The organism is Streptomyces sp. CB02261 (assembly GCF_001905665.1).
GTDB lineage: Bacteria > Actinomycetota > Actinomycetes > Streptomycetales > Streptomycetaceae > Streptomyces.
In genome coordinates, this window is record NZ_LIVX01000003.1 from 137,750 (window position 1) to 161,837 (window position 24,088).

Below are 24,088 nucleotides of genomic sequence, written 5' to 3' on the forward strand. Positions count from 1 at the left end.
GGCGGGCACCTATGCTCAGGCTCGTGGAAAACCACTCCTTGCCGCGCACAGCCGCCTTCTTTGACCTGGACAAGACGGTCATTGCGAAGTCCTCGACGCTCACCTTCAGCAAGTCCTTCTACCGTGGCGGACTGATCAGCCGCCGCGCCGCCCTGCGGACGGCCTACATCCAGTTCGTCTTCCTGGCCGGTGGGGCCGATCACGACCAGATGGAGCGGATGCGCGAATATCTCTCCGCGCTCTGCAAAGGCTGGAACGTCGCCCAGGTGAAGGAGCTCGTCGCCGAGACCCTCCATGACCTGATCGACCCGATCATCTACGACGAGGCGGCCTCCCTCATCGAGGACCATCACGCCGCCGGCCGTGACGTCGTGATCGTCTCGACCTCGGGCGCCGAGGTCGTCGAGCCGATCGGCGAGATGCTCGGTGCCGACCGGGTCGTCGCCACCCGCATGGTGGTCGGCGAGGACGGTTGCTTCACGGGCGAGGTGGAGTACTACGCCTACGGGCCGACGAAGGCCGAGGCGGTGCGGGAGCTGGCCGAGTCGGAGGGCTACGACCTCTCACGCTGCTACGCCTACAGCGACTCGGCGACCGACATCCCCATGCTGGAGGCCGTCGGCCATCCGTACGCGGTCAATCCCGACCGGGCGCTGCGCCGCGAGGCCGCGGCCCGGGAGTGGCCGGTTCTCGCCTTCGAGAAGCCGGTACGGCTCAAGCAGCGGCTGCCCGAGTTCCGGATGCCGCCTCGGCCGACGCTCGTCGCGGCGGCAGCCGTCGGTGCGGCGGCCGTGGGCGCCGGTCTCGTCTGGTACGCCTCCCGGCGTCGGCAGGCCGCTCTGGCCCATCGCCTCGCGGATGACTTTGCCCGAATTTGAGCAATGCGTCAGAGAAGTGGAGCCAGCACTTTCGCTTCTTCTTCCAGAGGAGTAGAAAGGAATCAGGCCCGCGAGACCAAGGACATCCGAGAGGATCACCTGTTGAGCATGAAGGCCCCACGGACCTAGCACGGAAACCGGGCACCCACGCGACGTCGACCCGTCGATTACGGGCCAGCCGCACCAGGCCAAGGGCAAAGTTCCCGGCCTGATGGGCACATATCGAGGACGCTTGGTAACTGGGTGGACGTGCCAGCGGCGGTACCAGCACTTGGTACCGCCGCAACCCTTTGTCGGGGGTGATCCCGCGCCGGGCCGGTCCTCGGCCGATCCGGTCCCGCGTCAGGCCGCGCCGCGCTGGAGCGCCTCGCAGACGGCCGTCGACTCGCGGACCCCCAGCTCGACCGAGCGCCCACAGTGCGCGATCCAGCCGCCCACGCCCTCCGGCGTCCCCGACACGTACCCCTCGAAGGCGGCGAGGTACGCGGCCCGGCCCTGCTCGGCGTGGCCGACCTCCGCCGGACAGATCGCCTTGGGGTCGAGACCGCTGCCGACCAGGACGATCCGCTCGGCCGCCCGAGCGACCAGCCCGTTGTACGAGGTGAACGGCCGCAGCGCGAGCAGTTCGCCGTGCACCACGGCGGCCGTCACCAGCGCGGGGGCGTCGCCGCCCGCGACGATCAGTTCCGCGAGCCCGTCGAGCCGGCCCGCGACCTCGGCGGGCGAAGGCGCCGCCGACGCGATCAGCGGCTCGTCGACCGCTTCGCCGTCCAGCCGGGGCCGCCCCACCGATTCGCCCTGCTCGCCCGCGGCGACCAGGTGGAGCCGGGCGAGCACCCGCAGCGGCGACTGGCGCCAGATGGAGAGCAGCTGCCCCGCCTCGGCACCGAGCCGCAGGGCGGCGCCGACCGTGCGGGCCTCGGGGTCGGCACTGAAGTCGGTGCGCCGTCGGACCTCTTCCAGGGCCCAGTCGGCGCCCGACAGGGCGGCCGAGCCGCGGGCGCCGCGCAGGGCCGCCTCGGACGAGATCTCGTTGCTGCGGCGACGCATCACACGGTGGCCGTAGACCCGGTCGACGGCCTTGCGTACGGAGTCCACCGCGTCGGCGACGCCCGGCAGGGAACCGAGGGCGGCCAAGGGGTCAGAGGCGTGCGTACTCATAGGTAGGGAGGCTACGCGCCCCAGGGCCCCGCCCCACGATGGAGTGGTCTTCTTCACGCACCTCGACCACGGGCCGCACTCATACCGCTACGGTAGGTGAACATGAAGATCGCTTTCGTCGGGAAGGGCGGCAGCGGCAAGACCACGCTGTCCTCGCTCTTCATCCGCCACCTCGCCGCCAACGAAGCCCCGGTCGTAGCCATCGACGCCGACATCAACCAGCACCTGGGCGCCGCGCTCGGCCTGCCCGACGCGGAGGCCGCCGCGCTGCCCGCGATGGGCGCGCACCTGCCGCTCATCAAGGAGTACCTGCGGGGCACCAACCCGCGGATCGTCTCCGCCGACACCATGATCAAGACGACGCCGCCGGGGGAGGGTTCACGGCTGCTGCGGGTCCGCGAGGAGAACCCGGTGTACGAGGCCTGCTCCCGGCCGGTGCGGCTCGACGACGGCGAGATCCGCCTGATGGCGACCGGCCCCTTCACGGAGTCGGACCTCGGGGTCTCCTGCTACCACTCGAAGGTCGGCGCGGTGGAGCTGTGCCTCAACCACCTGGTCGACGGCGCCGACGAGTACGTGGTCGTCGACATGACCGCGGGCTCGGACTCCTTCGCCTCCGGCCTCTTCACCCGCTTCGACATGACGTTCCTGGTCGCCGAGCCGACCCGCAAGGGAGTCTCGGTCTACCGCCAGTACAAGGAGTACGCCCGGGACTTCGGCGTCGCGCTCAAGGTCGTCGGGAACAAGGTGCAGGGAGAGGACGACCTCGACTTCCTGCGCGCGGAGGTCGGCGACGACCTGCTCGTGACGGTGGGCCACTCGGACTGGGTCCGCGCGATGGAGAAGGGCCGCCCCCCGCGCTTCGAGCTCCTGGAGGCGGAGAACCGGATGTCGCTCCAGGCCCTCCAGGACGCGGCGGACGACTCGTACGCCGATCGCGACTGGGAGCGCTACACCCGCCAGATGGTCCACTTCCACCTGCGCAACGCGGAGAGCTGGGGCAACGCCAAGACCGGGGCCGACCTGGCGGCGCAGGTCGACCCCGATTTCGTACTGACCGAGAGCCTCGGAGCCGTACAGCCCGCCTAGCCCCGGTGCCGCGCGGCCCGCTCAGGCTCCAGGCCGTGCGGTCGGCTCACGCCCCGGGTCGTGCGACGCGGCCTCAGGGCCGGGCGGCGGCCTGCTTGGCGGGAGCCGGCGGGGCGGGCGAGGTCGCCGGCTGGGGGGAGAGGAAGGCCTTCCAGCCGGCCGGCGGCGCCTCGCCGACCTTCAGGGTGCGCATCTTGGCGATGACGTCGGGGTCCTGGGCGTCGAGCCAGTCGGCGAGCTGGCGGAAGGACACGCACTTGACGTCCTTCTGCACGCACACCGTGGCGATGGTCTCCTCGATGGCCCGCATGTACGTGCCGCCGTTCCAGGACTCGAAGTGGTTGCCGATGATGAGCGGCGCCCGGTTGCCCCGGTAGGAGCGCTGGAAGGCCTCCACCAGGCCGTCCCGCATCTGGTCGCCCCAGTAGCGGTGCCGGGAGGGGTCGCCCTGGGTGGTGCCGGGCGACTGGTTGACCAGGAAGTTGTAGTCCATGGCCAGCGTCTGGAAGGCGCGGCCGGGGACGGGCACGAGCTGCATCGACAGGTCCCAGAGGCCCAGGTCCTTCTTGGGCCAGATCTGGTCGTTCACGCCGCTCGTGTCGTAGCGGAAGCCCATCTGCGCCGCCGCCCGCACGAAGTTCTCCCGGCCTTCGAGGCAGGGGGTGCGGGCGCCGACGAGTTCCTTGTCGTAGTCGAAGGGCAGCGGCTGCTCCGCGCGCAGTCCCGCGTTGGTCTTCCAGTTCTTGACGAAGGACTTGGCCTGGTTGATCTCGCTCTTCCAGTCCTCGACCGACCAGTTGCCGACGCCGCTCTCCTTCCCGCAGAAGTGCCCGTTGAAGTGGGTGCCGACCTCGTTGCCCTCCAGCCAGGCGCCGCGCAGTTCGCGGACGGTGGCGCGGATGCCCTCGGTGTCGTTGAAGCCGATGTCGGAGCGTCCGGGGCTGTGCTGGGGCGGGTCGTAGAGCTTCCGCTTCTCCTCGGGCAGCAGGTACACGCCGCTGAGGAAGTACGTCATGGTGGCGTCGTACTTCTTGCCCACGGAACGGAAGTGCGAGAACAGCTTCTGGCTGTCCTCGCCGGCGCCGTCCCAGGAGAACACGACGAACTGCGGCGGGGTCTCGCCCGGCTTGAGGCGCTGCCAGACCGGCTGGCGGGGCTGGGCGCCGGTGAAGGCGGTGGAGCCGTCGCCGATCAGGCGGACCGCGTTCGGCGGGGCCGCGGCCGGATCCTTCTTGGCGCCGGCGCCGCCCTGGGTTCCCTTCGTGGCGGTGCCGTCGGAGCCCGAGCAGCCGGCGAGGCCGGTGATCAGGGCGACGGCGAGGGCGCCGGCGGCGAGCGCCTTCCTCTGGGCAGTGGTCCTTCTCCCGGCGGCTGTCATCCGCCCACCTCTCCTCGGTTCCGTGCGAGTGCCCCGCGACGTCCGTACGGGCGGCGTCAACGTCGCACCACGACGGCCGGAAAGATGAAACGACAAGCGGCAAACCGCGCGCCTATCACCGGAACCGGTGAATTATTGCCCTGTTTGCCCCGAAAATAATGCCGGAGTCTTTACTCTCCATTACGATCCATTTACCGAGCGTTGATCCTCGCCCCGGCGGGGACCCCGCTCGGATCCCGCCGCTGCACGCCGTGACCCACGGCCGCGAGCCCCCATGTTCGTCCCGCACGAACCGCGACCGCGCTGCCCCGGAGGAGACGGGAATGACCCTCTGCACCCCCGCCCGCACCACCACCCGGCCCCGAACCCAGCGGCCCCACAGTCCGCCGGAGGGGCCCCGCCGCTTCCGTATCGCCGGCGCGGACCTCTCCGCGTCCATCGCCGTCTTCCTGATCGCGCTGCCCCTCTCGCTCGGCATCGCGCTCGCCACCGGAGCTCCGCTCCAGTCCGGTCTGGTCGCCGCCGCCGTCGGCGGCCTGGTGGCCGGCCGCTTCGGCGGCTCCCCGCTCCAGGTGAGCGGACCCGCCGCCGGCCTCACCGTCGTGACGGCCGAAATCATCCAGCTGTACGGCTGGCGCACCACCTGCGCCATCACCGTGCTCGCCGGGCTGGCGCAGATCGGCCTCTCCGCCCTGCGGGTGGCCCGCTCGGCGCTCGCCGTCTCGCCCGCGATCGTGCACGGCATGGTGGCCGGCATCGGCGCGACCATCGCCCTCGCCCAGCTCCACATCGTGCTCGGCGGGACCCCGCAGAGCTCCGCCGTCGACAACGTCCTCGGCCTTCCCGCCCAATTGGCCGACATCCACGGGGCGGGGCTCGCCGTCAGCGCCCTCACCGTGGTCGTGCTGCTGTGCTGGCCCCGGCTGCCGGGCCGCGCGGGCCGGCTCGTACGGAAGGTCCCGGCCGCGCTCGTCGCGGTCGCGGGGGCGACGGCGGCTGCGACGTTCGCCGGGCTCGCCGTGCCCCGGGTCGACCTGCCGTCCTGGAGCAGCCACGCGCTGCCCGGGATGCCCGAGGGCCCGGTGCTCGGCATCGCGGCCGGCGTGCTGACGATCACGCTGGTCACGAGCGTGCAGTCGCTGCTCTCCGCCGTCGCGGTCGACAAGCTGGTCGCCGCCCGCCCGGACGGCGGCCGGGGCGTGCCGCGTTCCGCCCTCGACCGCGAACTCGCGGGTCAGGGCGCGGCCAACATGGTGTCCGGGGCGCTCGGCGGCCTGCCGGTCGCCGGGGTCGCGGTCCGCAGCGTCGCCAACGTGTCGGCGGGCGCGGTGAGCCGGGCCTCCACGATGCTGCACGGCCTGTGGATCGTGCTCGCGGCGCTGGTGCTCGTCCCCGTGCTCGACCTGATCCCGCTGCCCGCGCTCGCCGCCCTGGTGATGGTGGTCGGCATCCAGATGGTCAGCATCACCCACATCCGTACCGTCACCCGGCACCGCGAGGTCGTCGTCTACGTGGTGACGCTGTCCGGTGTCGTCCTCATCGGCATCCTGGAGGGCGTCGCCCTCGGCATCGCCGTGGCCATCGCGGTCTCCCTGCACCGGCTGGCCCGCACCCGGATCAATCTGGAGGAGCGGGACGGGCGCCACCTGCTGCACGTGCGGGGCCAGTTGACGTTCCTCGCCGTTCCCCGGCTGAGCCGGGCCCTGCACCAGCTGCCGCACGGTTCCGACGTGGTGGTCGAGCTGGACGGGTCCTTCATGGACCACGCGGCCTACGAGACGCTGAGCGACTGGACGGCCGGGCACCTCGCCCACGGCGGTTCGGTCGAGACGACCGGCCCCTCCGGCGTCCGGATCGCCGATCCGCTCCCCGCCCCCGCCGCAGCGCACGCCTGCTGCCGTCCCTGGACGCCGTGGCACAACCACCAGTGCGGGGAGCCGCCGGCCGAGCGGCCCGACGAGGCCACGGAGGAGACCGGGTCCCGGCGTTCGCCCGGGTTGCAGCTGGCGAGCGGCATCGGCAAGTTCCAGCGGAACACCGCCCCGCTGGTGCGGGACGAGCTCGCACGGCTCGCGCGGGAGGGCCAGAATCCCTCGCAGCTCTTCCTGACCTGCGCCGACTCCCGCCTGGTCACCAGCATGATCACGTCGAGCGGCCCCGGTGACCTGTTCACCGTGCGCAACGTCGGCAACCTCGTCCCGCTGCCGGGCGAGGAGAGCGGCGACGACTCGGTCGCGGCGGCGATCGAGTACGCGGTGGAGGTGCTGCGGGTCGATTCGATCACCGTCTGCGGGCACTCCGGCTGCGGTGCGATGCAGGCCCTGCTGAACGGCGGCCCCGACGACCCGCCGACCCCGCTGCGCCGCTGGCTGCGGCACGGCCGGCCCAGTCTGGAGCGGATGGCGAGCCGGAGACACGCCTGGGCCCGGATCTCGGGGCGGCTCCCGGCCGACGCGGTCGAGCAGCTCTGCCTGACCAACGTGGTCCAGCAGCTGGAGCACCTGCGGGCGTACGAGCCGGTGGCGCGGCGGCTCGCCGAGGGCACGCTGACGCTGCACGGGATGTACTTCCACGTGGGTGAGGCGCAGGCGTACCTGCTCGCCGGGGCGGACGAGGTGCACAGCTACGACGACGTGTTCACCCAGGTCATGCCGACGGGCCCGCTGGAGGCGGCCCGCGCGTCCTGAACCTTCCGTCTCTCCCTTCCGTGAGACTGTGTGGCCCCTTCTCCCACCGCTCGGGTTCACCGCCCGGGAAGAAGGGGCCGCCGCGCATCACCCGCTCAACAGGTCTAAACCAATTGTCCGGAGACTCTTGTCACCCGGGCATCTGACTGATGAGCTATGACGCGGGACACATACGCACAGAGGACGCCCTGGGAAAGGGAGATGTCGTGAGCAACGAAAGCCTGGCCAATCTGCTTCGGGAAGAGCGTCGATTTTCGCCGCCCGCCGAGCTGGCCGCGCACGCCAACGTGACGGCGGAGGCGTACGAGCAGGCCAAGGCGGACAGGCTGGGCTTCTGGGCCGAGCAGGCCAAGCGCCTGACCTGGGCCACCGAGCCGACCGAGACCCTCGACTGGTCGAACCCGCCGTTCGCCAAGTGGTTCGCGGACGGCGAGCTGAACGTGGCGTACAACTGCGTCGACCGGCACGTCGAGGCCGGCCACGGCGACCGGGTCGCCATCCACTTCGAGGGCGAGCCGGGCGACAGCCGCGCGATCACCTACGCCGAGCTCAAGGACGAGGTCTCCAAGGCGGCCAACGCCCTGACCGAGCTCGGTGTCCGCAAGGGCGACCGGGTCGCGGTCTACCTGCCGATGATCCCCGAGGCGGCCATCACCATGCTGGCCTGCGCCCGCGTCGGCGCCGCCCACTCGGTGGTCTTCGGCGGCTTCTCGGCCGACGCCGTGGCCTCCCGTATCCAGGACGCCGACGCCAAGCTGGTCGTGACCGCCGACGGCGGCTACCGCCGGGGCAAGCCGAGCGCTCTCAAGCCGGCCATCGACGAGGCCGTCGCCAAGTGTCCGCAGGTCGAGCACGTCCTCGTGGTCCGCCGGACGGGCCAGGACACCGCCTTCACCGAGGGCCGCGACGTGTGGTGGGACGACATCGTCGCCCGCCAGTCCGCCGAGCACACCCCCGAGGCCTTCGACGCCGAGCACCCGCTCTTCATCCTCTACACCTCGGGCACCACGGGGAAGCCGAAGGGCATCCTGCACACCTCCGGCGGCTACCTCACCCAGGCCGCGTACACCCACCACGCCGTCTTCGACCTGAAGCCGGAGACCGACGTCTACTGGTGCACCGCCGACATCGGCTGGGTCACCGGGCACTCCTACATCGTCTACGGCCCGCTGGCGAACGGCGCCACGCAGGTCATGTACGAGGGCACCCCGGACACCCCGCACCAGGGCCGGTTCTGGGAGATCGTGCAGAAGTACGGCGTCACCATCCTCTACACGGCGCCGACCGCGATCCGCACGTTCATGAAGTGGGGAGACGACATCCCCGCCAAGTTCGACCTCTCCAGCCTCCGCGTCCTCGGCTCGGTCGGCGAGCCGATCAACCCCGAGGCCTGGGTCTGGTACCGCGAGCACATCGGCGCCGGCAAGACCCCGATCGTGGACACCTGGTGGCAGACCGAGACCGGCGCGATGATGATCTCGCCGCTGCCGGGCGTCACCGAGACCAAGCCGGGTTCCGCCCAGCGCCCGCTGCCCGGCATCGCCGCGACCGTCGTCGACGACGAGGCCAACGAGGTGCCGAACGGCGGCGGCGGCTACCTGGTGCTCACCGAGCCGTGGCCGTCGATGCTCCGCACCATCTGGGGCGACGACCAGCGCTACATCGACACCTACTGGTCCCGTTTCGAGGGCAGGTACTTCGCCGGTGACGGCGCCAAGAAGGACGAGGACGGCGACATCTGGCTGCTCGGCCGGGTCGACGACGTCATGCTCGTCTCCGGGCACAACATCTCGACCACCGAGGTCGAGTCGGCGCTCGTCTCCCACCCGTCGGTGGCCGAGGCGGCCGTCGTCGGCGCCGCCGACGCGACCACCGGCCAGGCCATCGTCGCCTTCGTCATCCTGCGCGGCAGCGCGAGCCAGGACGACACCCTCGTCGCCGAGCTGCGCAACCACGTCGGCGCGACCCTCGGCCCGATCGCCAAGCCGAAGCGGATCCTGCCGGTGGCGGAGCTGCCGAAGACCCGGTCCGGCAAGATCATGCGCCGTCTGCTGCGGGACGTCGCCGAGAACCGGGAGCTGGGTGACGTCACCACGCTGACCGACTCCTCGGTCATGTCGCTCATCCAGACGCAGCTGCCGGCCGCTTCCAGCGAGGACTGAGCCCAGGCGCCCGCATGGAGACGCCCGCCCCGAGCCAGTGGGGGCGGGCGTCCCCGTTCCCCCGCCCCGACGGGACGAAACGGGCAAAGCTTTCTACAGTGAATCTCACCGGACGCCACCCACGCCCTCTAGGTCAGGCTCTCTGGGTAAGGTGAGAACCACGTCAATGATGTGATGAGAAGACCTAGGTGCGCCGGGAAGTCTGGTCGGCAACGTGCTCTGTGCTGCCCACCCGACCGGAGGTTCCCCCCGTGGCCGCGCCCTCACCGACCGACCGCAAGTTCCTCGGCCGTCTCTCCCTGCCCGAGCGGCGCTACCTCACCGACGCCCTGCGCACCGAGACCGTGGGCGGCGTACTCCTGCTCGCCGCCGCCGTCGCCGCCCTCATCTGGGCCAACACCCCGCTCAGCGACAGCTACGAGTCCGTCAGCGACTTCCACTTCGGTCCTGCCGCCCTCGGCCTCGACCTGTCGGTCCAGCACTGGGCCGCCGACGGCCTCCTCGCGATCTTCTTCTTCGTCGCCGGCATCGAGCTCAAGCGCGAGCTCGTCGCGGGCGAGCTGCGCGACCCCAGAGCCGCCGCGCTCCCCGTCGTCGCCGCCCTCTGCGGCATGATCGCGCCCGCCCTCGTCTACGCCCTGGTCAACGTCGTCGGCGACGGCTCGATGGACGGCTGGGCCGTCCCCACCGCCACCGACATCGCCTTCGCGCTCGCCGTCCTCGCCGTCATCGGCACCTCGCTCCCGTCCGCGCTGCGCGCCTTCCTGCTCACCCTCGCCGTCGTCGACGACCTCTTCGCGATCCTGATCATCGCGGTCTTCTTCACCAGCGACCTGAACTTCGCCGCGCTCGGCGGCGCGTTCGCCGGACTGGTCCTCTTCTGGCTGCTGCTCCGCAAGGGCGTCCGCGGCTGGTACGTGTACGTGCCGCTCGCCCTGGCCATCTGGGCCCTGATGTACAACAGCGGCGTCCACGCCACCATCGCCGGCGTGGCCATGGGCCTGATGCTGCGCTGCACCACCCGCGACGGCGAGCAGCACTCCCCCGGCGAGCACATCGAGCACCTCGTGCGCCCCCTCTCGGCCGGTCTCGCGGTCCCCCTGTTCGCGCTCTTCTCGGCCGGCGTGAGCGTCTCCGGCGGCGCGATCCACGACGTCTTCACCCAGCCGGTCACCCTCGGCGTGGTCCTCGGCCTGGTCGTCGGCAAGACCCTCGGCATCTTCGGCGGCACCTGGCTCGCCGCCCGCTTCACCCGGGCCGAACTCAACCCGGACCTGGCGTGGGCGGACGTCTTCGCCGTCGCCTCCCTGGCCGGCATCGGCTTCACCGTCTCGCTCCTCATCGGCGAACTCGCCTTCGCCGGGGACCCCGCCCTCACCGACGAGGTCAAGGCCTCCGTCCTCATCGGCTCGCTGATCGCCGCCGTCCTCGCCTCCGTCCTGCTGAAGCTGCGGGTCCGCACGTACCGGGCGATCTACGATGCGGAGAACCGCGACGACGACGAGGACGGCATCCCCGACGTCTACGAGGAGGACGACCCGGAGTACCACCTGCGCATGGCCGACATCCTGGAGCGGAGGGCCGCCGAGCACCGGGAGCGCGCCCGAGCGGCGGGGGCACCGCGCGACGAGGGCGACCGTCCGGCATGATCTGAGTCGGACCGCAGAAGAGAAGAGGGAGCACCGATGAGCGACCCGTTCAACGGAACCGAGCGCAGCCTCGGCCAGCTGGTCGCCTCGGCGACAGCCGAGATGTCCGCGCTGGTGCACGACGAGATCGCCCTGGCCAAGGCCGAACTGCGACAGGACGTCAAGCGCGGAGCGCTCGGCGGCGTGCTGGGAACGGTGGCCCTCGTGGTGCTGCTGTTCTCGCTGCCGATGCTGAGCTTCGCGCTCGCGTACGCCATCAACACCTGGACCGGCGGGCACAACGGCCACGGGGGCTGGAACCTCGTCTGGTGCTTCCTGCTGTCCTTCGCCTTCAACGTGCTGGTCGCGAGCCTCCTCGGGGCCATCGCCGTCGCCAAGTTCAAGAAGGTCAAGCCGCCGGAGAAGAGCATCGCGTCCGCCAAGCAGACGGCCGCGATCATGCAGAACGTCAAGCCGCACCCGCGCCCCGAGCACGACAAGGCGCTCGACAAGGCGCTGGGCGGGTCCTCCGCTGTGGCACGCTCGTCCGTATGACCCTCCCCGAGAGCAGCAACAGCGGGCCCGTACGGCTCGACGGGCCGTGGACGCATCGCGACGTGGCCGCCAACGGCGCCCGCTTCCACATCGCCGAGATGGGCGACGGCCCGCTGGTGCTGCTCCTGCACGGCTTCCCGCAGTTCTGGTGGACCTGGCGCCACCAGCTGCCCGTCCTCGCGGAGGCCGGATTCCGGGCCGTCGCGATGGACCTGCGCGGCGTCGGCGGCAGCGACCGCACGCCCCGGGGTTACGACCCCGCCAACCTCGCCCTCGACATCACCGGGGTCATCCGCTCGCTGGGCGAACCGGACGCGGCGCTCGTCGGGCACGACCTCGGCGGGTACCTCGCCTGGACAGCGGCCGTGATGCGACCCAAGCTGGTGCGCCGGCTCGTGGTCTCCTCGATGCCGCATCCGCGCCGCTGGCGCTCGGCGATGCTCTCCGACTTCGCCCAGTCGCGCGCCGGTTCGCACGTGTGGGGCTTCCAGCGGCCGTGGCTGCCGGAGCGTCAACTCGTCGCGGACGACGCCGCGCTCGTCGGGGAGCTGATCCGGGACTGGTCGGGGCCGCAGCCCCGGCGCGCCTCGGACGACGAGGCGATCGAGGTGTACCGGCGGGCGATGCTGGTCCCGTCGACGGCGCACTGCTCGATCGAGCCGTACCGCTGGATGGTCCGCTCCCTGGCGCGCCCGGACGGCATCCAGTTCAACCGGCGCATGAAGCGGCCGGTGCGGGTGCCGACGCTCCATCTGCACGGCTCCCTGGACCCGGTGATGAGGACGCGGAGCGCTGCGGGATCGGGCGAGTACGTGGAGGCGCCGTACCGCTGGCGGCTGTTCGACGGCCTCGGTCACTTCCCGCACGAGGAGGACCCGGTGGCCTTCTCCACGGAGCTCGTCAACTGGCTGAAGGACCCCGAGCCCGACCGCTGACGGTCCCTCCGCTCCGGTGGCGTACAGACGTTCCCCGAACGGCCATGTGCCTCGCGCATACTCCAATTGGCGGGCCCCCAGGCGGTTACCGACCTTGGGCCCCGGGCACACGTCGAAGTATGGGCTGGACGCACGACTACGCTGACACGACAGCACGCAACCGCCGCTCGGCCGCTGGGCCGGGCCCCCGCGAGGGAGGTGGCCCGCCGGACTCCGGCGGCTCGCACGCCGTGCAAGGGGCGGGGATGGCAGGCATGCAGGAGGTGGGGATCTCACGGATCCTGCGCCGCCGGGCCCGCTGGGTCTCGGCCCGTCTCCGGCACCCCCGCGACACCTCCTGAGAGAAGTCCCGCGCCCCTTTGAGGGGCGTACTCACCCCTTCGGGGGTGATCCCGCGCCCCCGCCGAGGGGCATATCCGGCCCCTCCAGGGGCGAATCCCACGCCCCTGCCGAGGGGCACAGCCATGTCCCTCGGCGGGGGCGATCCCATGCCCCGGTCGAGGGGCGCGGGACCGGAATCACAGGGCGCAGGCCTGGGTGTCGACCTGCTGGCCGGCGCTCCGGCCGCGCTCGATGTCCTCCCGGATCTCATCGACGGTCAGCGCGTAGCCGGTGTTCGCGTCGTCGAGCGAGCGGGCGAAGATCACGCCGTACACCCTGCCGTCCTCGGTGAGGAGCGGGCCGCCGGAGTTGCCCTGGCGGACCGTCGTGTACAGCGAGTACACGTCCCTGCGCACGTCACCACGGCGGTAGATGTCGGGCCCGTCGGCGTTGATACGGCCCCGGACGCGGGCCGAGCGCACGTCGTACGAGCCGTTCTCCGGGAACCCGGCGACGATCGCGCCGTCGCCGCTCCTGGCGTCCTCGTCGGTGAAGGCGAGCGGCGGGGCCTTGAGGTCCGGCACGTCCAGGACGGCGATGTCACGCTGCCAGTCGTAGAGGACGACCTTGGCGTCGTACAGCTTGCCCTCGCCGCCGATCTGGACGGTCGGCTCGTCGACGCCGCCGACGACGTGGGCGTTGGTCATGATCCGGCGGTCGGCGAAGACGAAACCGGTGCCTTCGAGGACCTTGCCGCAGCTCTGAGCGGTGCCGACGACCTTCACGATGGAACGCTGGGCGCGGGCCGCGACGGGGCTGTCGGCGAGCGCCGGGTCGGGCGGCAGGACCGGGGTGATCGGCTCGCTGGCGAAGGAGTCGAAGACCGGGGGGAAGCCGCTGCGGGCGAGGGTGGAGCTGAAGTCGTCGAACCAGCGCGACGTCTGATCCGGTATCACCAGGTCCACTCCGCGCAGGACCTTGGAGCTCCGCACCTCCTTGCCGACCGTGGGCATGGAGGTCTCGGCGAGCAGGGAGCCGAGCAGCCAGGCCACGAGCAGCATCGCGACGACGTTGACCAGGGCGCCGCCCGTGGCGTCGAGGGCGCGGGCGGGAGACCAGGTGATGTGGCGCCGCAGCTTGTTGCCGAGGTGGGTGGTGAAGGCCTGGCCGATCGAGGCGCAGACGATGACGATCATGACGAAGACGACCGTCGCCGTGGTCGAGACCTCGCTGTGGTCGGTCAGCTGGTTCCAGATGACCGGGAGCAGCAGGACGGCGGCGAGACCGCCCCCGAGGAAGCCGATGACCGACAGGATGCCGACCACGAATCCCTGGCGGTAACCGATGATCGCGAACCACACGGCGGCGAGCAGCAACAAGATGTCCAGCACGTTCACCGTCTAATGCCTCGCAGATTCGTTTCCGGTCGCCGGGGTTCAGCCTGTCATGACCGCCAGTCGAGCGGGACCTGCTTGGTTCGGTCCCAGGGGCGCTCCCAGCCGGAGAAGTGCAGCAGCCGGTCGATCACTCCGGCCGTGAAACCCCAGACCAGAGCGGACGCGACCAGGAAAGCGGGGCCCTTGTGGCCGCTCGGGTGGACCGCCGTCGCGCGGTTCGCGGGGTCCGTGAGATCCGCCACGGGCACGGTGAAGACCCGGGCGGTCTCGGCCGGGTCCACGACCCCGACCGGGCTCGGGGAGCGCCACCAGCCGAGGACCGGGGTGACGACGAAGCCGCTGACCGGGATGTAGAGCTGGGGCAGTACGCCGAAGATCTGGACGCCCGCCGGGTCGAGCCCGGTCTCCTCCCAGGCCTCGCGCAGGGCCGCGCGCAGGAGCCCGCCGTCGGCCGGGTCGCCGTCGTCGGGGTCGAGGGCGCCGCCGGGGAAGGAGGGCTGGCCGGGGTGCGAGCGCAGGCTGCCGGCCCGCTCCATGAGGAGCAGTTCGGGGCCGCGCTCCCCCTCCCCGAAGAGGACGAGGACGGCGGACTGGCGCCCCGCGCCGCTGGCGGGCGGCAGGAAGCGGCTCAGCTGCTCGGGCGCGACCGTGCGGGCGACGCGGTCGACGGGCCCGAGCCAGTCGGGCAGCCCGTCCCGGCTGAGCAGCCCGCCGGTCCCGGGCGGGCGAGCGGCGCCGGTACCGCTGTGGATCTCTTCGTCGTGGATCTCTTCGTCGTGGATCTCTTCGTCAGTGCGCGTCATAGGCACCCCCGTGTTGCACAACGCCATCGATGAACGGGTTCGTTCCCGGGCCATCCCGGAAACGGCCCGGGGGACCGGCTCACTCACCGGCGCCCAGCGGGGGCGCGGGCAGGCCCGGGTAGCCGGGCGGCGGGTTGAGCCGCTGGCCGGGGAAGCCGCCCTTCTCGTACTTGAGCAGCTTCCTCGCCTTCTCCGGGTCGGTCTCGCCCTCTCCGTACGAGGGGCAGAGGTGGGTGATGGGGCAGGCGCCGCAGGCCGGCTTGCGGGCGTGGCAGATGCGTCGGCCGTGGAAGATCACCCGGTGCGAGAGCATGGTCCACTCGCTCTTCGGGAAGATCTCGGCGATCTCCGCCTCGATCTTCACCGGGTCCTCCTGCTCGGTCCACTTCCAGCGCCGCACGAGTCGCATGAAGTGCGTGTCTACGGTGATGCCGGGGACCCCGAAGGCGTTGCCGAGGACGACGAAGGCCGTCTTGCGGCCGACGCCGGGGAGCTTGACGAGGTCGTCGAGGCGGCCGGGGACCTCACCCCCGAACTCGTCCCTGAGGGCGGCGGCGAGGCCCATGATCGACTTGGTCTTGGCGCGGAAGAAGCCGGTGGGGCGGATGAGCTCCTCGACCTCCTCGGGGACGGCGGCGGCGAGGTCCTCGGGCGTGGGGTACTTGGCGAAGAGGGCCGGCGTGGTCTGGTTGACCCGCAGGTCGGTGGTCTGCGCCGAGAGGACCGTGGCGACGAGCAGCTCGAAGGGATTGCGGAAGTCGAGCTCCGGATGGGCGTACGGGTAGACCTCGGCCAGCTCCCGGTTGATCTTGCGCGCCCTGCGCACCATCCCGAGCCGCGACTCGGGCTTGGCGGGCTTGGGTGTCCTCGCGGACCCGGCGGGCTTCGCGGGCTTGGCGGGCTTGGCGGACCCGGCGGGCTTCGCCGGCTTGGCACTCTTGAGCGCCTTCGCGGGCTCCACCGACTCCACCGGCTTCCGATTAGAGGCATTTGCCCGTTTCGACATACCGTGTTCGCCCACGGCGGAATTACCTTCGGCCGACACTCTTCCAGCCCCCTTGGCCTGCACTGTCACCGGCGAGTTGGACACCCGACCAGCCTAGGGGCCGCCACCGACATCCGCCCCGGGCCTGGCCGATCAACCCCCAATCGGGCCCCTGACGTACGGACGGGCGACTCGGTACGTCAAACTTGTTGTGATTGATCGCACTGTTTTGTACGTCCGGCATCATGGGACACGGTCCCTGAGCAGGTCGACAGTATGGAGAGAACTCGTGGACGACGTTCTGCGGCGCGCCCCGCTCTTCGCGGCGCTCGATGACGAGCAGGCTGCCGAGCTGCGCGCCTCGATGAGTGAGGCGACGCTCGCCCGTGGCGACGCGCTCTTCCACGAGGGCGACCCCGGCGACCGCCTGTACGTGGTCACCGAGGGCAAGGTGAAGCTGCACCGCACCTCCCCCGACGGCCGGGAGAACATGCTGGCCGTCCTCGGCCCCGGCGAGCTCATCGGCGAGCTGTCGCTGTTCGACCCGGGCCCGCGCACCGCGACCGCGACCGCGCTGACCGAGGTCAAGCTGCTCGGCCTGGGCCACGGCGACCTCCAGCCCTGGCTGAACGCCCGCCCGGAGGTGGCCACGGCGCTGCTGCGGGCCGTCGCCCGCCGCCTGCGCAAGACCAACGACCAGATGTCCGACCTGGTCTTCTCCGACGTCCCGGGCCGTGTCGCCCGCGCGCTCCTCGACCTGTCGCGCCGCTTCGGCGTGCAGTCGGAGGAGGGCATCCACGTCGTCCACGACCTCACCCAGGAGGAGCTGGCCCAGCTGGTCGGCGCCTCCCGCGAGACGGTCAACAAGGCGCTCGCCGACTTCGCCCAGCGCGGCTGGCTGCGCCTGGAGGCCCGCGCCGTGATCCTGCTCGACGTCGAGCGCCTCGCGAAGCGCTCGCGGTAAGCACGCGCGTACGTGCCGTGCGCGCCGGTGCGCGTACGGGAAAGGCCGCCCCGGGTCCGACGGACCCGGGGCGGCCTTTCGCGTGCGGGGGGACCGGCGGGTCAGCGCTTCGAGCCGTCCACGATCACCGGGGCGGAGGCGCCGTTCGCGCAGGGCACGGTGTAGATCGGGTTCTTCGCCGCGGCCTCCTTGAACGCGTCGATGCACTGGTTCATCAGGACCTTGTCCGTCAGCGAGTCGTTGAGGATCTTGTTGGCGCGGGCGATGCCCTCCGCCTCGATCCGGCGGCGGTCGGACTCGGCCTTGGCGGTACGGGCGGCCTCCAGGGCGCGCTCCGTGGCCTGCTGCTGCTGGATCTTGCGGTCGATCTGGCCCTGGAGGGCGTCCGAGGGCTTCACGTTGCGCAGGTTGACCGTGGTCACGTCGATGCCGCGCGGGACGAGACGCTCCTTGATCAGGACGCCGATCTCGGCGTTGATCTTCTCGCGGTCGGTGGCGTACCCCTGCTCGCTCGTGTAGCGGGCGAAGACGTTACGGACGATCTCCCGGCTGTCGGGGTAGACGAGCCGCTGCTGGATGGAGTCCTCGCTGCCCGCGAGCTTGTACAGCTCCACGGCCTTGGTCGGGACGACGGCCCACTTGACCGTGACCTCGACGTACATGACGCCGCCCTGCGAGGAGCGGACCTCGACGACGTCCTTGTCCGAGAGGTTGAGGTCGACGGGGCGGGTGGAGAAGGTCGTGACGTCGGTGAAGGGCGACTTCACGTGCATGCCCGAGGTCATGGGCGAGCCGACCTTGCCGAAGGCGACCGGGACACCGACCTCGTACGCGCTGATCACGTAGGTCATGCTGACGACCAGCGAGAAGAGGCCGGCGACCACGGCGCCGACGGCACCGAGCTTCAGCCCCTTCGAGTCGTTCGAGCGGGCGACGAAGTAGAGCACCACTGCGGCGATGAGCAGCAGGATGGCGATGACGAACACGGGCGTTCCCCCCGAAAGCTACGGCCAGAAGTAAGCGGAGCGTAAAACACGGGTCAAGAACGCCGCAGGGCCGGGGGCCGCCTCGGGACAGGATCGTGACGTCCACGCGCGCGCGTGACGACCGTGACGTCCGCCCGCCATCGGGCCGATCCGGCCGTGACATCCCCCGCCACCACGACATCTCCGCGCCGTCACACGCCGAGGTCGCCCGCCGCCTCCGGCTACACGAGCCCCCGCTCCCGCAGGTACTCCAGCTGCGCCCGTACGGACAGCTCGGCCGCCGGCCACAGCGAGCGGTCCACGTCCGCGTACACGTGGGCGACGACCTCCGCCGCCGTCCGGTGACCGTTCTCGACCGCCGTCTCGACCTGAGCCAGCCGGCTCGCCCGGTGCGCCAGATAGAACTCCACGGCCCCCTGCGCGTCCTCCAGGACCGGCCCGTGCCCCGGCAGGACCGTGTGGACCCCGTCGTCCACCGTGAGCGAGCGGAGCCGCCGCAGCGAGTCCAGGTAGTCGCCGAGCCGCCCGTCCGGATGCGCCACCATCGTCGTCCCGCGCCCCAGCACGGTGTCGCCCGTCAGCACCGCCCGGTCGGCGGGCAGGTGGAAGGAGAGCGAGTCCGAGGTGTGGCCGGGCGTCCCGACGACCCGGATCTCCAGGCCTCCGACCGTCACCACGTCCCCCGCGCCCAGCCCCTCGTCACCCAGCCGCAGCGCCGGGTCGAGGGCCCGCACGGCCGTGCCCGTCAGCTCGGCGAACCGGCCGGCGCCCTCCGCGTGGTCCCAGTGGCCGTGGGTCAGCAGGGTGAGCGCCACCCGCTTGCCGAGCTTCTCGGCCGTCTCGATCACACGACCCAGGTGGGACTCGTCGAGCGGCCCGGGATCCACGACGACGGCGAGGTCGGAGCCGGGCTCGGACAGGAGCCAGGTGTTGGTGCCGTCCAGGGTCATCGCGGACGGGTTCGGGGCGAGGACGTTCACGGCGCGGTCGGTCGCGGGCCCGGAGGCCACGATTCCGCGCGGCTGGCCCGGCAGGGCGGCGGCGTCGCTCATCGCTCCTCCCCTCCCGCCGGGATGATCTTGGTGAACTCCTCGTGCCCCGGCCAGCTCAGCACCAGCTCCTCGCCCTCCAGACGCGCCTGGGCGAGCACCGGGGCCAGGTCCTGCGTCTCCGCCGCCGCGAGGGCCTCGGCCGCCGTGCCGTACGGCTCCAGGGCGCGCAGGGTCGAGATCGTCGGCGGCATCATCGTCAGCTCGCCCCGGTCGTAGCCCGCGGCGGCCTCCGCCGGGCGGATCCAGACGGTGCGGTCGGCCTCCGTGGACGCGTTCCGGGTGCGCTGCCCGGCCGGCAGCGCGGCCACGAAGAACCAGGTGTCGTACCGGCGCCGCTCGAACTCCGGCGTGATCCAGCGGGCCCACGCGCCGAGCAGGTCGGAGCGGAGCACCAGGCCCCGCCGGTCCAGGAAGTCGGCGAAGGACAGCTCCCGGGCGACCAGCGCCTCCCGGTCCCGCTCCCACTCCGCGCCGGTCGTGTCGCCGACGACGCCCTCGTCGGTCTCCCCGGCGAGCAGGACGCCCGCCTCCTCGTAGGTCTCGCGTACGGCGGCGCACACCACGGCCTGGGCCTGCGCGGGGTCGTCGAGGCCGAGCCGGGCCGCCCAGGTCTCCCGGGAGGGTCCCGCCCAGCGCACCGGGTGCTCGTCGCGCGGGTCGACACCACCGCCGGGGTAGGCGTACGCGCCGCCCGCGAAGGCCATGGAGGTGCGGCGGCGCAGCATGTGGACGTCGGGCCCGGCGGCCCCGTCCCGCAGGAGCATGACGGTCGCGGCGCGCCGGGGGGTCACCGGGACGAGCTCGCCGGCGGCGAGGGCGCGGATGCGGTCGGGCCACTCGGGCGGGTACCACTGACCGTTCGACGGCTGGGGCCGCACCGCCGGCTCCGTCGGGCTCGGCTGCTTCGGCTGCTTCGGCTGACCTTGGGACATGGCCGGATGCTATGCGCAAGCACCGGATTGCACGAGAGCCACTCGTCGCCGCACGAGAACCCCTCGTCACCGCACGAGAACCCCTCGTCGCCGCACGACCGCTTCTCGTCCGGCCGGAGCGCACGAGAGCCGGTCCCCTCACGCGGAGGGCACCGGCTCGTGTCGTACGGAGGCGGTCAGGCCTCGACCAGCTCCACCTGGACCTCGACCTCGACGGGGGCGTCGAGCGGCAGCACGGTCACGCCGACGGCGCTGCGCGCGTGCACGCCCTTGTCGCCGAGGACCGCGCCGAGCAGCTCGCTGGCGCCGTTGATGACGCCGGGCTGCCCGGTGAAGTCGGGGGCGGAGGCGACGAAGCCGACGACCTTCACGACCCGCTTGATCCGGTCCAGGTCACCGGCGACCGACTTCACGGCCGCGAGCGCGTTCAGCGCGCAGGTGGCCGCGAGCTGCTTGGCCTCCTCGGCGGTGACCTCGCCGCCGACCTTGCCGGTCAGCTGGAGCTTGCCGTCCACCATCGGGAGCTGGCCCGAGGTGTAGACGTACACGCCGGACTGCACGGCCGGCTGGTAGGCGGCCAGGGGCGGCACGACCGCCGGCAGGGTCAGGCCCAGCTCGGCGAGCTTCGCCTCGACGGCCCCGCTCACGACTTGGCCCGCTTCAGATAGGCCACGAGCTGCTCGGGGTTGTTCGGCCCGGGCACGACCTGGACGAGCTCCCAGCCGTCCTCGCCCCAGGTGTCCAGAATCTGCTTGGTCGCGTGCACCAGAAGCGGCACCGTGACGTACTCCCACTTGGTCATGGGCCCGACTGTATCCGCTGCCGCGGAGCGGCCCCCCGAGGCTCCCCCTAGGGAGCTTCTCCGGGGCGGCCACCTGATTGGGCGCCGCCGCCAATGGTTAGGCTCGACAACGTGAGCAGGCTTCAGGTCGTCAGCGGCAAGGGCGGTACCGGTAAGACGACGGTCGCCGCCGCCCTCGCCCTCGCCCTCGCGACGGAGGGCAAGCGCACCCTCCTCGTCGAGGTCGAAGGCAGACAGGGCATCGCACAGCTCTTCGAGACGGAGGCCCTTCCGTACGAGGAGCGCAAGATCGCCGTCGCCCCGGGCGGCGGGGAGGTGTACGCGCTGGCGATCGACGCCGAGCGCGCGCTCCTCGACTACCTCCAGATGTTCTACAAGCTGGGCAGTGCGGGGCGGGCCCTGAAGAAGCTCGGCGCGATCGACTTCGCGACGACGATAGCGCCGGGCGTACGGGACGTCCTGCTGACCGGCAAGGCGTGCGAGGCGGTCAGGCGGCGGGAGAAGCACGGCGGCCACACGTACGACCACGTGATCATGGACGCGCCGCCCACCGGCCGCATCACCCGCTTCCTCAACGTGAACGACGAGGTGGCCGGCCTGGCGCGGATCGGCCCCATACACAACCAGGCGCAGGCCGTCATGCGGGTCCTCAAGTCCCCGGAGACGGCGGTCCATCTGGTGACCCTCCTGGAGGAGATGCCGGTCCAGGAGACGGCGGACGGCATCGCGGAGCTCCGCGCGGCCGAACTGCCGGTGGGCCGGGTCGTGGTGAACATGGTCCGGCCCCACGTCCTCGACGAGGCGGCGGTACGGGCCGCCTCCGGCGACCACCGGGAGGCGATCGCCAGGACCCTGGTCTCCGCCGGCGTCACGGGCGGCACGGCGCTCGTCGAGCCGCTGCTGGACCAGGCGGCCGAGCACGCCCGGCGGGTGGAGCTGGAGCGGGCGCAGCGGGCCGTCCTCGACGGCGTCGGCGTCCCGGCGTACGAGCTCCCCTATCTCGGGGACGGGGCGGACATCGCGGGGCTCTACCGGATGGCTAAGGAACTGCGGAAGCAAGGGGTGGGCGCGTGACGGAGAAGGCTGCGGGCTCCGCCGGGGGCGGGCGTCGCACGGTCCCGGTCCCGGAGTTCGACCTTCCGGAGCCGGAACTCGACGCACCGGTCTCGGAGCTCGACGTCCCGGTCCTCGAGGTCGACCCGATCCTCGACGACCCGGGCACCCGCATCATCGTCTGCTGCGGCGCCGGCGGGGTCGGCAAGACCACCACAGCCGCGGCCCTCGGCGTCCGGGCGGCGGAGCGCGGCCGGCGCGTCGTCGTCCTCACCATCGACCCGGCCCGCCGCCTCGCCCAGTCGATAGGCATCGACTCCCTCGACAACACCCCGCGCGAGGTCGCCGGGATCAAGGGATCCGACGGCGGTCGGCTGCACGCGATGATGCTGGACATGAAGCGGACCTTCGACGAGATCGTCGAGGCGCACGCCGAGCCCGAGCGGGCGCGGGCGATCCTGGAGAACCCCTTCTACCAGTCCCTGTCGGCCGGCTTCGCCGGGACGCAGGAGTACATGGCGATGGAGAAGCTGGGCCAGCTCAGGGCGCGCGACGAGTGGGACCTGATCGTCGTGGACACCCCGCCGTCCCGGTCCGCCCTGGACTTCCTGGACGCGCCGAAGCGGCTCGGGTCGTTCCTCGACGGGACGTTCATCAAGCTGCTCATGGCGCCGGCGAAGGTGGGCGGCCGGGCCGGGATGAAGTTCCTCAACGTCGGCATGTCGATGATGACGGGGACCCTCGGAAAGCTGCTGGGGGGTCAGTTCCTCAAGGACGTGCAGACGTTCGTCGCCGCGATGGACACGATGTTCGGCGGTTTCCGGACCCGCGCCGACGCCACGTACAGGCTGCTCCAGGCGCCGGGCACGGCCTTCCTGGTGGTGGCCACGCCGGAGCGGGACGCGCTGCGCGAGGCCGCGTACTTCGTGGAGCGGCTGGCCGCCGAGAAGATGCCGCTGGCCGGCCTCGTCCTCAACCGGGTCCACGGCAGCGAGGCCGCCGGGCTGTCGGCGGAGCGGGCGCGGGCCGCCGCGGAAAATCTTGACGAGGGGCGGATTGTGGATCAGGGGGACGGGAAGACTGTGCGCAGCGGCTCCCCGACCCAGGAGCCCGAGCCGTCCGACCTCGCCACCGCCGCCGCACGTCCCGTGCCCGGAGCTGCCCCCACAGCCGACCAGGGCACACCGCACGACAGCACGGCCGAGAGCACCGACGCGGGCACCATCGACGCGAGCACCGCAGCCAGCCCAGAGGACCGACTCGACACCGGCGCCGCCCCCAGCGCCGTCCACATCTCTGTCGACAGCACGTCCGACGCGGACGTGCGCCGCCTTACCGCGGGACTTCTGCGCCTGCATGCCGAGCGCATGCGGGTGCTCACGCGTGAGCAGCACACGCGTGACCGCTTCACCGCTCTCCACCCCGAGGTGGCGGTGGCCGAAGTGGCGGCCCTGCCCGGCGATGTGCACGACCTCGCCGGGCTGCGGGCCATCGGTGACCGGCTCACGGCCGGGCGAAGACCGTCGGTCTGACGGGTTACGAGCCCGCCGCCTGACGGGTTGCTAGCCCACCGCGGCGTACGCCTCGTACGTCGCGTCGTCCTCCATCGCCACGGGCAGCAGGCCCGCTCCCCGCTCGTACTCCGTGCGCGCGGTCTCGAGCAGCCGCCGCCACGAGGTGACGGTCGGCCTGCGGCGCAGCAGGGCACGGCGCTCGCGCTCCGTCATGCCGCCCCACACGCCGAACTCCACGCGGTTGTCGAGGGCGTCGGCGAGGCACTCGGTCCGCACCGGGCATCCGGTGCACACCGCCTTCGCCCTGTTCTGCGCCGCTCCCTGCACGAAAAGTTCATCCGGATCGGTAGTGCGGCAGGCCGCCTGCGCACTCCAGTCAGCTACCCAGCCCATACCGGCGCCGTCCTCTCCCGAATCGAGGCTCCCCCACGGCGGCAGCGGCATATTCACCGCTGCCAGTTGGGACGTTACGGAAGGTGGGCACAGCGCAACACCCCCTTCGGGCCCAATCTTGGATGGCCCGAACGGACTATGCGTGCGCGTCAGATCACCCAGGGGAGTGATCGAAGGACATGCGTGTGATAGCGGACATACCGCGCGGATACGCCCTTCCTCGGCGGGTCCACTTCGGACACCGCGTGACGCATGAGCCGTAATCGGACACGAGGTCCCCATGTTTTCGGGTTCACGGGAATTCATGTCGATGTCACACGCGGGTCTTGATGCCGGACCGCACTGCTGTGACAGTTGGGAGCAGCTTAGGCCAAGGCCTCTCCGTGTGTCCGGCGAATGCGAACGTCGCCGCC

22 protein-coding genes are annotated in these 24,088 nt (G+C 71.5%); 11 read left to right on the forward strand and 11 right to left on the reverse strand.

Features of this window, described 5'->3' with window-relative positions; all coding sequences use genetic code 11:
- The first annotated feature begins 11 nt into the window (after positions 1–11).
- On the forward strand, positions 12–878 hold the full coding sequence (locus AMK29_RS10775) for an HAD-IB family hydrolase (RefSeq protein WP_073811089.1): 867 nt from the start codon (positions 12–14) through the stop codon (positions 876–878).
- A gap of 342 nt (positions 879–1,220) precedes the next feature.
- On the opposite strand, the gene AMK29_RS10780 is transcribed toward AMK29_RS10775, so the two are convergent.
- The gene (locus AMK29_RS10780; protein ID WP_073811092.1) at positions 1,221–2,039 is read right to left on the reverse strand and encodes a Fic family protein; all 819 of its coding nucleotides are present in this window, start codon (positions 2,037–2,039) and stop codon (positions 1,221–1,223) included.
- Positions 2,040–2,141: 102 nt separating this feature from the next.
- On the opposite strand from AMK29_RS10780, the gene AMK29_RS10785 reads away from it, so the two are divergent.
- Positions 2,142–3,128, forward strand: coding sequence for an ATP-binding protein (locus tag AMK29_RS10785; protein WP_073811095.1), 987 nt, complete (start codon positions 2,142–2,144; stop codon positions 3,126–3,128).
- Between the two features lie 73 nt (positions 3,129–3,201).
- Here AMK29_RS10785 and AMK29_RS10790 read toward each other — a convergent pair whose 3' ends face one another.
- The gene (locus AMK29_RS10790; protein WP_073811100.1) at positions 3,202–4,506 is read right to left on the reverse strand and encodes a hypothetical protein; all 1,305 of its coding nucleotides are present in this window, start codon (positions 4,504–4,506) and stop codon (positions 3,202–3,204) included.
- A 323-nt stretch (positions 4,507–4,829) separates the two neighbouring features.
- Here AMK29_RS10790 and AMK29_RS10795 point away from each other — a divergent pair, with 323 nt between their 5' ends.
- The 6 genes from AMK29_RS10795 (at position 4,830) to AMK29_RS10820 (ending at position 12,814) form a co-directional block, all read left to right on the forward strand.
- The gene (locus tag AMK29_RS10795) at positions 4,830–7,193 is read left to right on the forward strand and encodes a SulP family inorganic anion transporter (protein ID WP_073811103.1); all 2,364 of its coding nucleotides are present in this window, start codon (positions 4,830–4,832) and stop codon (positions 7,191–7,193) included.
- A 206-nt stretch (positions 7,194–7,399) separates the two neighbouring features.
- Positions 7,400–9,355: an acetate--CoA ligase gene (gene acs, locus AMK29_RS10800; RefSeq protein WP_073811105.1), complete on the forward strand. Its 1,956-nt coding sequence runs from the start codon at positions 7,400–7,402 to the stop codon at positions 9,353–9,355.
- Between the two features lie 251 nt (positions 9,356–9,606).
- Entirely contained in the window at positions 9,607–11,004 is a 1,398-nt protein-coding gene (gene nhaA / locus AMK29_RS10805; protein WP_073811107.1) for a Na+/H+ antiporter NhaA, read from the forward strand.
- Between the two features lie 36 nt (positions 11,005–11,040).
- Positions 11,041–11,538: a phage holin family protein gene (locus AMK29_RS10810; RefSeq protein ID WP_073811110.1), complete on the forward strand. Its 498-nt coding sequence runs from the start codon at positions 11,041–11,043 to the stop codon at positions 11,536–11,538.
- On the forward strand, positions 11,535–12,473 hold the full coding sequence (locus tag AMK29_RS10815; RefSeq protein ID WP_073811112.1) for an alpha/beta fold hydrolase: 939 nt from the start codon (positions 11,535–11,537) through the stop codon (positions 12,471–12,473). The genes AMK29_RS10810 and AMK29_RS10815 overlap by 4 nt, the downstream gene beginning before the upstream one ends.
- Positions 12,474–12,592: 119 nt before the next feature.
- The gene (locus AMK29_RS10820) at positions 12,593–12,814 is read left to right on the forward strand and encodes a hypothetical protein (RefSeq protein WP_073811114.1); all 222 of its coding nucleotides are present in this window, start codon (positions 12,593–12,595) and stop codon (positions 12,812–12,814) included.
- A 177-nt stretch (positions 12,815–12,991) separates the two neighbouring features.
- Here AMK29_RS10820 and AMK29_RS10825 read toward each other — a convergent pair whose 3' ends face one another.
- The 3 genes from AMK29_RS10825 to nth form a co-directional block, all read right to left on the reverse strand.
- A complete protein-coding gene (locus AMK29_RS10825) occupies positions 12,992–14,191 on the reverse strand; it encodes a MarP family serine protease (protein ID WP_073811117.1) in 1,200 nt (399 codons plus the stop codon).
- Positions 14,192–14,238: 47 nt separating this feature from the next.
- Entirely contained in the window at positions 14,239–14,994 is a 756-nt protein-coding gene (locus AMK29_RS10830; protein ID WP_198942217.1) for an NUDIX hydrolase, read from the reverse strand.
- Positions 14,995–15,073: 79 nt separating this feature from the next.
- Complete coding sequence (nth, locus tag AMK29_RS10835; protein WP_198942218.1) at positions 15,074–16,084, reverse strand: endonuclease III; 1,011 nt, start codon at positions 16,082–16,084, stop codon at positions 15,074–15,076.
- 184 nt (positions 16,085–16,268) lie between these two features.
- Here nth and AMK29_RS10840 point away from each other — a divergent pair, with 184 nt between their 5' ends.
- Positions 16,269–16,943 (forward strand): Crp/Fnr family transcriptional regulator, encoded by a 675-nt coding sequence (locus AMK29_RS10840; RefSeq protein WP_015034542.1) that lies wholly within the window; start codon positions 16,269–16,271, stop codon positions 16,941–16,943.
- Between the two features lie 101 nt (positions 16,944–17,044).
- On the opposite strand, the gene AMK29_RS10845 is transcribed toward AMK29_RS10840, so the two are convergent.
- The 5 genes from AMK29_RS10845 to AMK29_RS35565 all read right to left on the reverse strand — a co-directional run bounded on the left by AMK29_RS10845 (position 17,045) and on the right by AMK29_RS35565 (position 20,715).
- Positions 17,045–17,929: a prohibitin family protein gene (locus AMK29_RS10845; protein ID WP_073811123.1), complete on the reverse strand. Its 885-nt coding sequence runs from the start codon at positions 17,927–17,929 to the stop codon at positions 17,045–17,047.
- 221 nt (positions 17,930–18,150) lie between these two features.
- Positions 18,151–18,981 carry an MBL fold metallo-hydrolase gene (locus AMK29_RS10850; RefSeq protein ID WP_073811126.1) on the reverse strand — a complete coding sequence of 277 codons (831 nt, stop codon included), beginning with the start codon at positions 18,979–18,981 and terminating at the stop codon, positions 18,151–18,153.
- On the reverse strand, positions 18,978–19,913 hold the full coding sequence (locus AMK29_RS10855) for an NUDIX hydrolase (RefSeq protein ID WP_241845277.1): 936 nt from the start codon (positions 19,911–19,913) through the stop codon (positions 18,978–18,980). The genes AMK29_RS10850 and AMK29_RS10855 overlap by 4 nt, the downstream gene beginning before the upstream one ends.
- 176 nt (positions 19,914–20,089) lie before the next feature.
- Positions 20,090–20,560, reverse strand: coding sequence for a RidA family protein (locus AMK29_RS10860; protein ID WP_073811132.1), 471 nt, complete (start codon positions 20,558–20,560; stop codon positions 20,090–20,092).
- Complete coding sequence (locus tag AMK29_RS35565) at positions 20,557–20,715, reverse strand: DUF4177 domain-containing protein (RefSeq protein ID WP_015034547.1); 159 nt, start codon at positions 20,713–20,715, stop codon at positions 20,557–20,559. The genes AMK29_RS10860 and AMK29_RS35565 overlap by 4 nt, the downstream gene beginning before the upstream one ends.
- Positions 20,716–20,826: 111 nt before the next feature.
- Here AMK29_RS35565 and AMK29_RS10865 point away from each other — a divergent pair, with 111 nt between their 5' ends.
- Positions 20,827–21,789 carry an ArsA family ATPase gene (locus AMK29_RS10865; RefSeq protein WP_198942219.1) on the forward strand — a complete coding sequence of 321 codons (963 nt, stop codon included), beginning with the start codon at positions 20,827–20,829 and terminating at the stop codon, positions 21,787–21,789.
- 128 nt (positions 21,790–21,917) lie between these two features.
- Positions 21,918–23,300 (forward strand): ArsA family ATPase, encoded by a 1,383-nt coding sequence (locus tag AMK29_RS10870; RefSeq protein ID WP_073812135.1) that lies wholly within the window; start codon positions 21,918–21,920, stop codon positions 23,298–23,300.
- A gap of 30 nt (positions 23,301–23,330) precedes the next feature.
- Here AMK29_RS10870 and AMK29_RS10875 read toward each other — a convergent pair whose 3' ends face one another.
- Positions 23,331–23,675 (reverse strand): WhiB family transcriptional regulator, encoded by a 345-nt coding sequence (locus AMK29_RS10875; protein WP_026058363.1) that lies wholly within the window; start codon positions 23,673–23,675, stop codon positions 23,331–23,333.
- Positions 23,676–24,088 lie beyond the last annotated feature (413 nt).

Coding starts and splice junctions, on each gene's coding strand:
- AMK29_RS10775 (WP_073811089.1), top strand. CDS start 12: ATGCTCAGGCTCGTGGAAAACCACTCCTTGCCGCGCACAGCCGCCTTC.
- AMK29_RS10780 (WP_073811092.1), bottom strand. CDS start 2,039: ATGAGTACGCACGCCTCTGACCCCTTGGCCGCCCTCGGTTCCCTGCCG.
- AMK29_RS10785 (WP_073811095.1), top strand. CDS start 2,142: ATGAAGATCGCTTTCGTCGGGAAGGGCGGCAGCGGCAAGACCACGCTG.
- AMK29_RS10790 (WP_073811100.1), bottom strand. CDS start 4,506: ATGACAGCCGCCGGGAGAAGGACCACTGCCCAGAGGAAGGCGCTCGCC.
- AMK29_RS10795 (WP_073811103.1), top strand. CDS start 4,830: ATGACCCTCTGCACCCCCGCCCGCACCACCACCCGGCCCCGAACCCAG.
- AMK29_RS10810 (WP_073811110.1), top strand. CDS start 11,041: ATGAGCGACCCGTTCAACGGAACCGAGCGCAGCCTCGGCCAGCTGGTC.
- AMK29_RS10815 (WP_073811112.1), top strand. CDS start 11,535: ATGACCCTCCCCGAGAGCAGCAACAGCGGGCCCGTACGGCTCGACGGG.
- AMK29_RS10820 (WP_073811114.1), top strand. CDS start 12,593: ATGGGCTGGACGCACGACTACGCTGACACGACAGCACGCAACCGCCGC.
- AMK29_RS10830 (WP_198942217.1), bottom strand. CDS start 14,994: ATGACGCGCACTGACGAAGAGATCCACGACGAAGAGATCCACGACGAA.
- AMK29_RS10850 (WP_073811126.1), bottom strand. CDS start 18,981: ATGAGCGACGCCGCCGCCCTGCCGGGCCAGCCGCGCGGAATCGTGGCC.
- AMK29_RS10855 (WP_241845277.1), bottom strand. CDS start 19,913: ATGTCCCAAGGTCAGCCGAAGCAGCCGAAGCAGCCGAGCCCGACGGAG.
- AMK29_RS35565 (WP_015034547.1), bottom strand. CDS start 20,715: ATGACCAAGTGGGAGTACGTCACGGTGCCGCTTCTGGTGCACGCGACC.
- AMK29_RS10875 (WP_026058363.1), bottom strand. CDS start 23,675: ATGGGCTGGGTAGCTGACTGGAGTGCGCAGGCGGCCTGCCGCACTACC.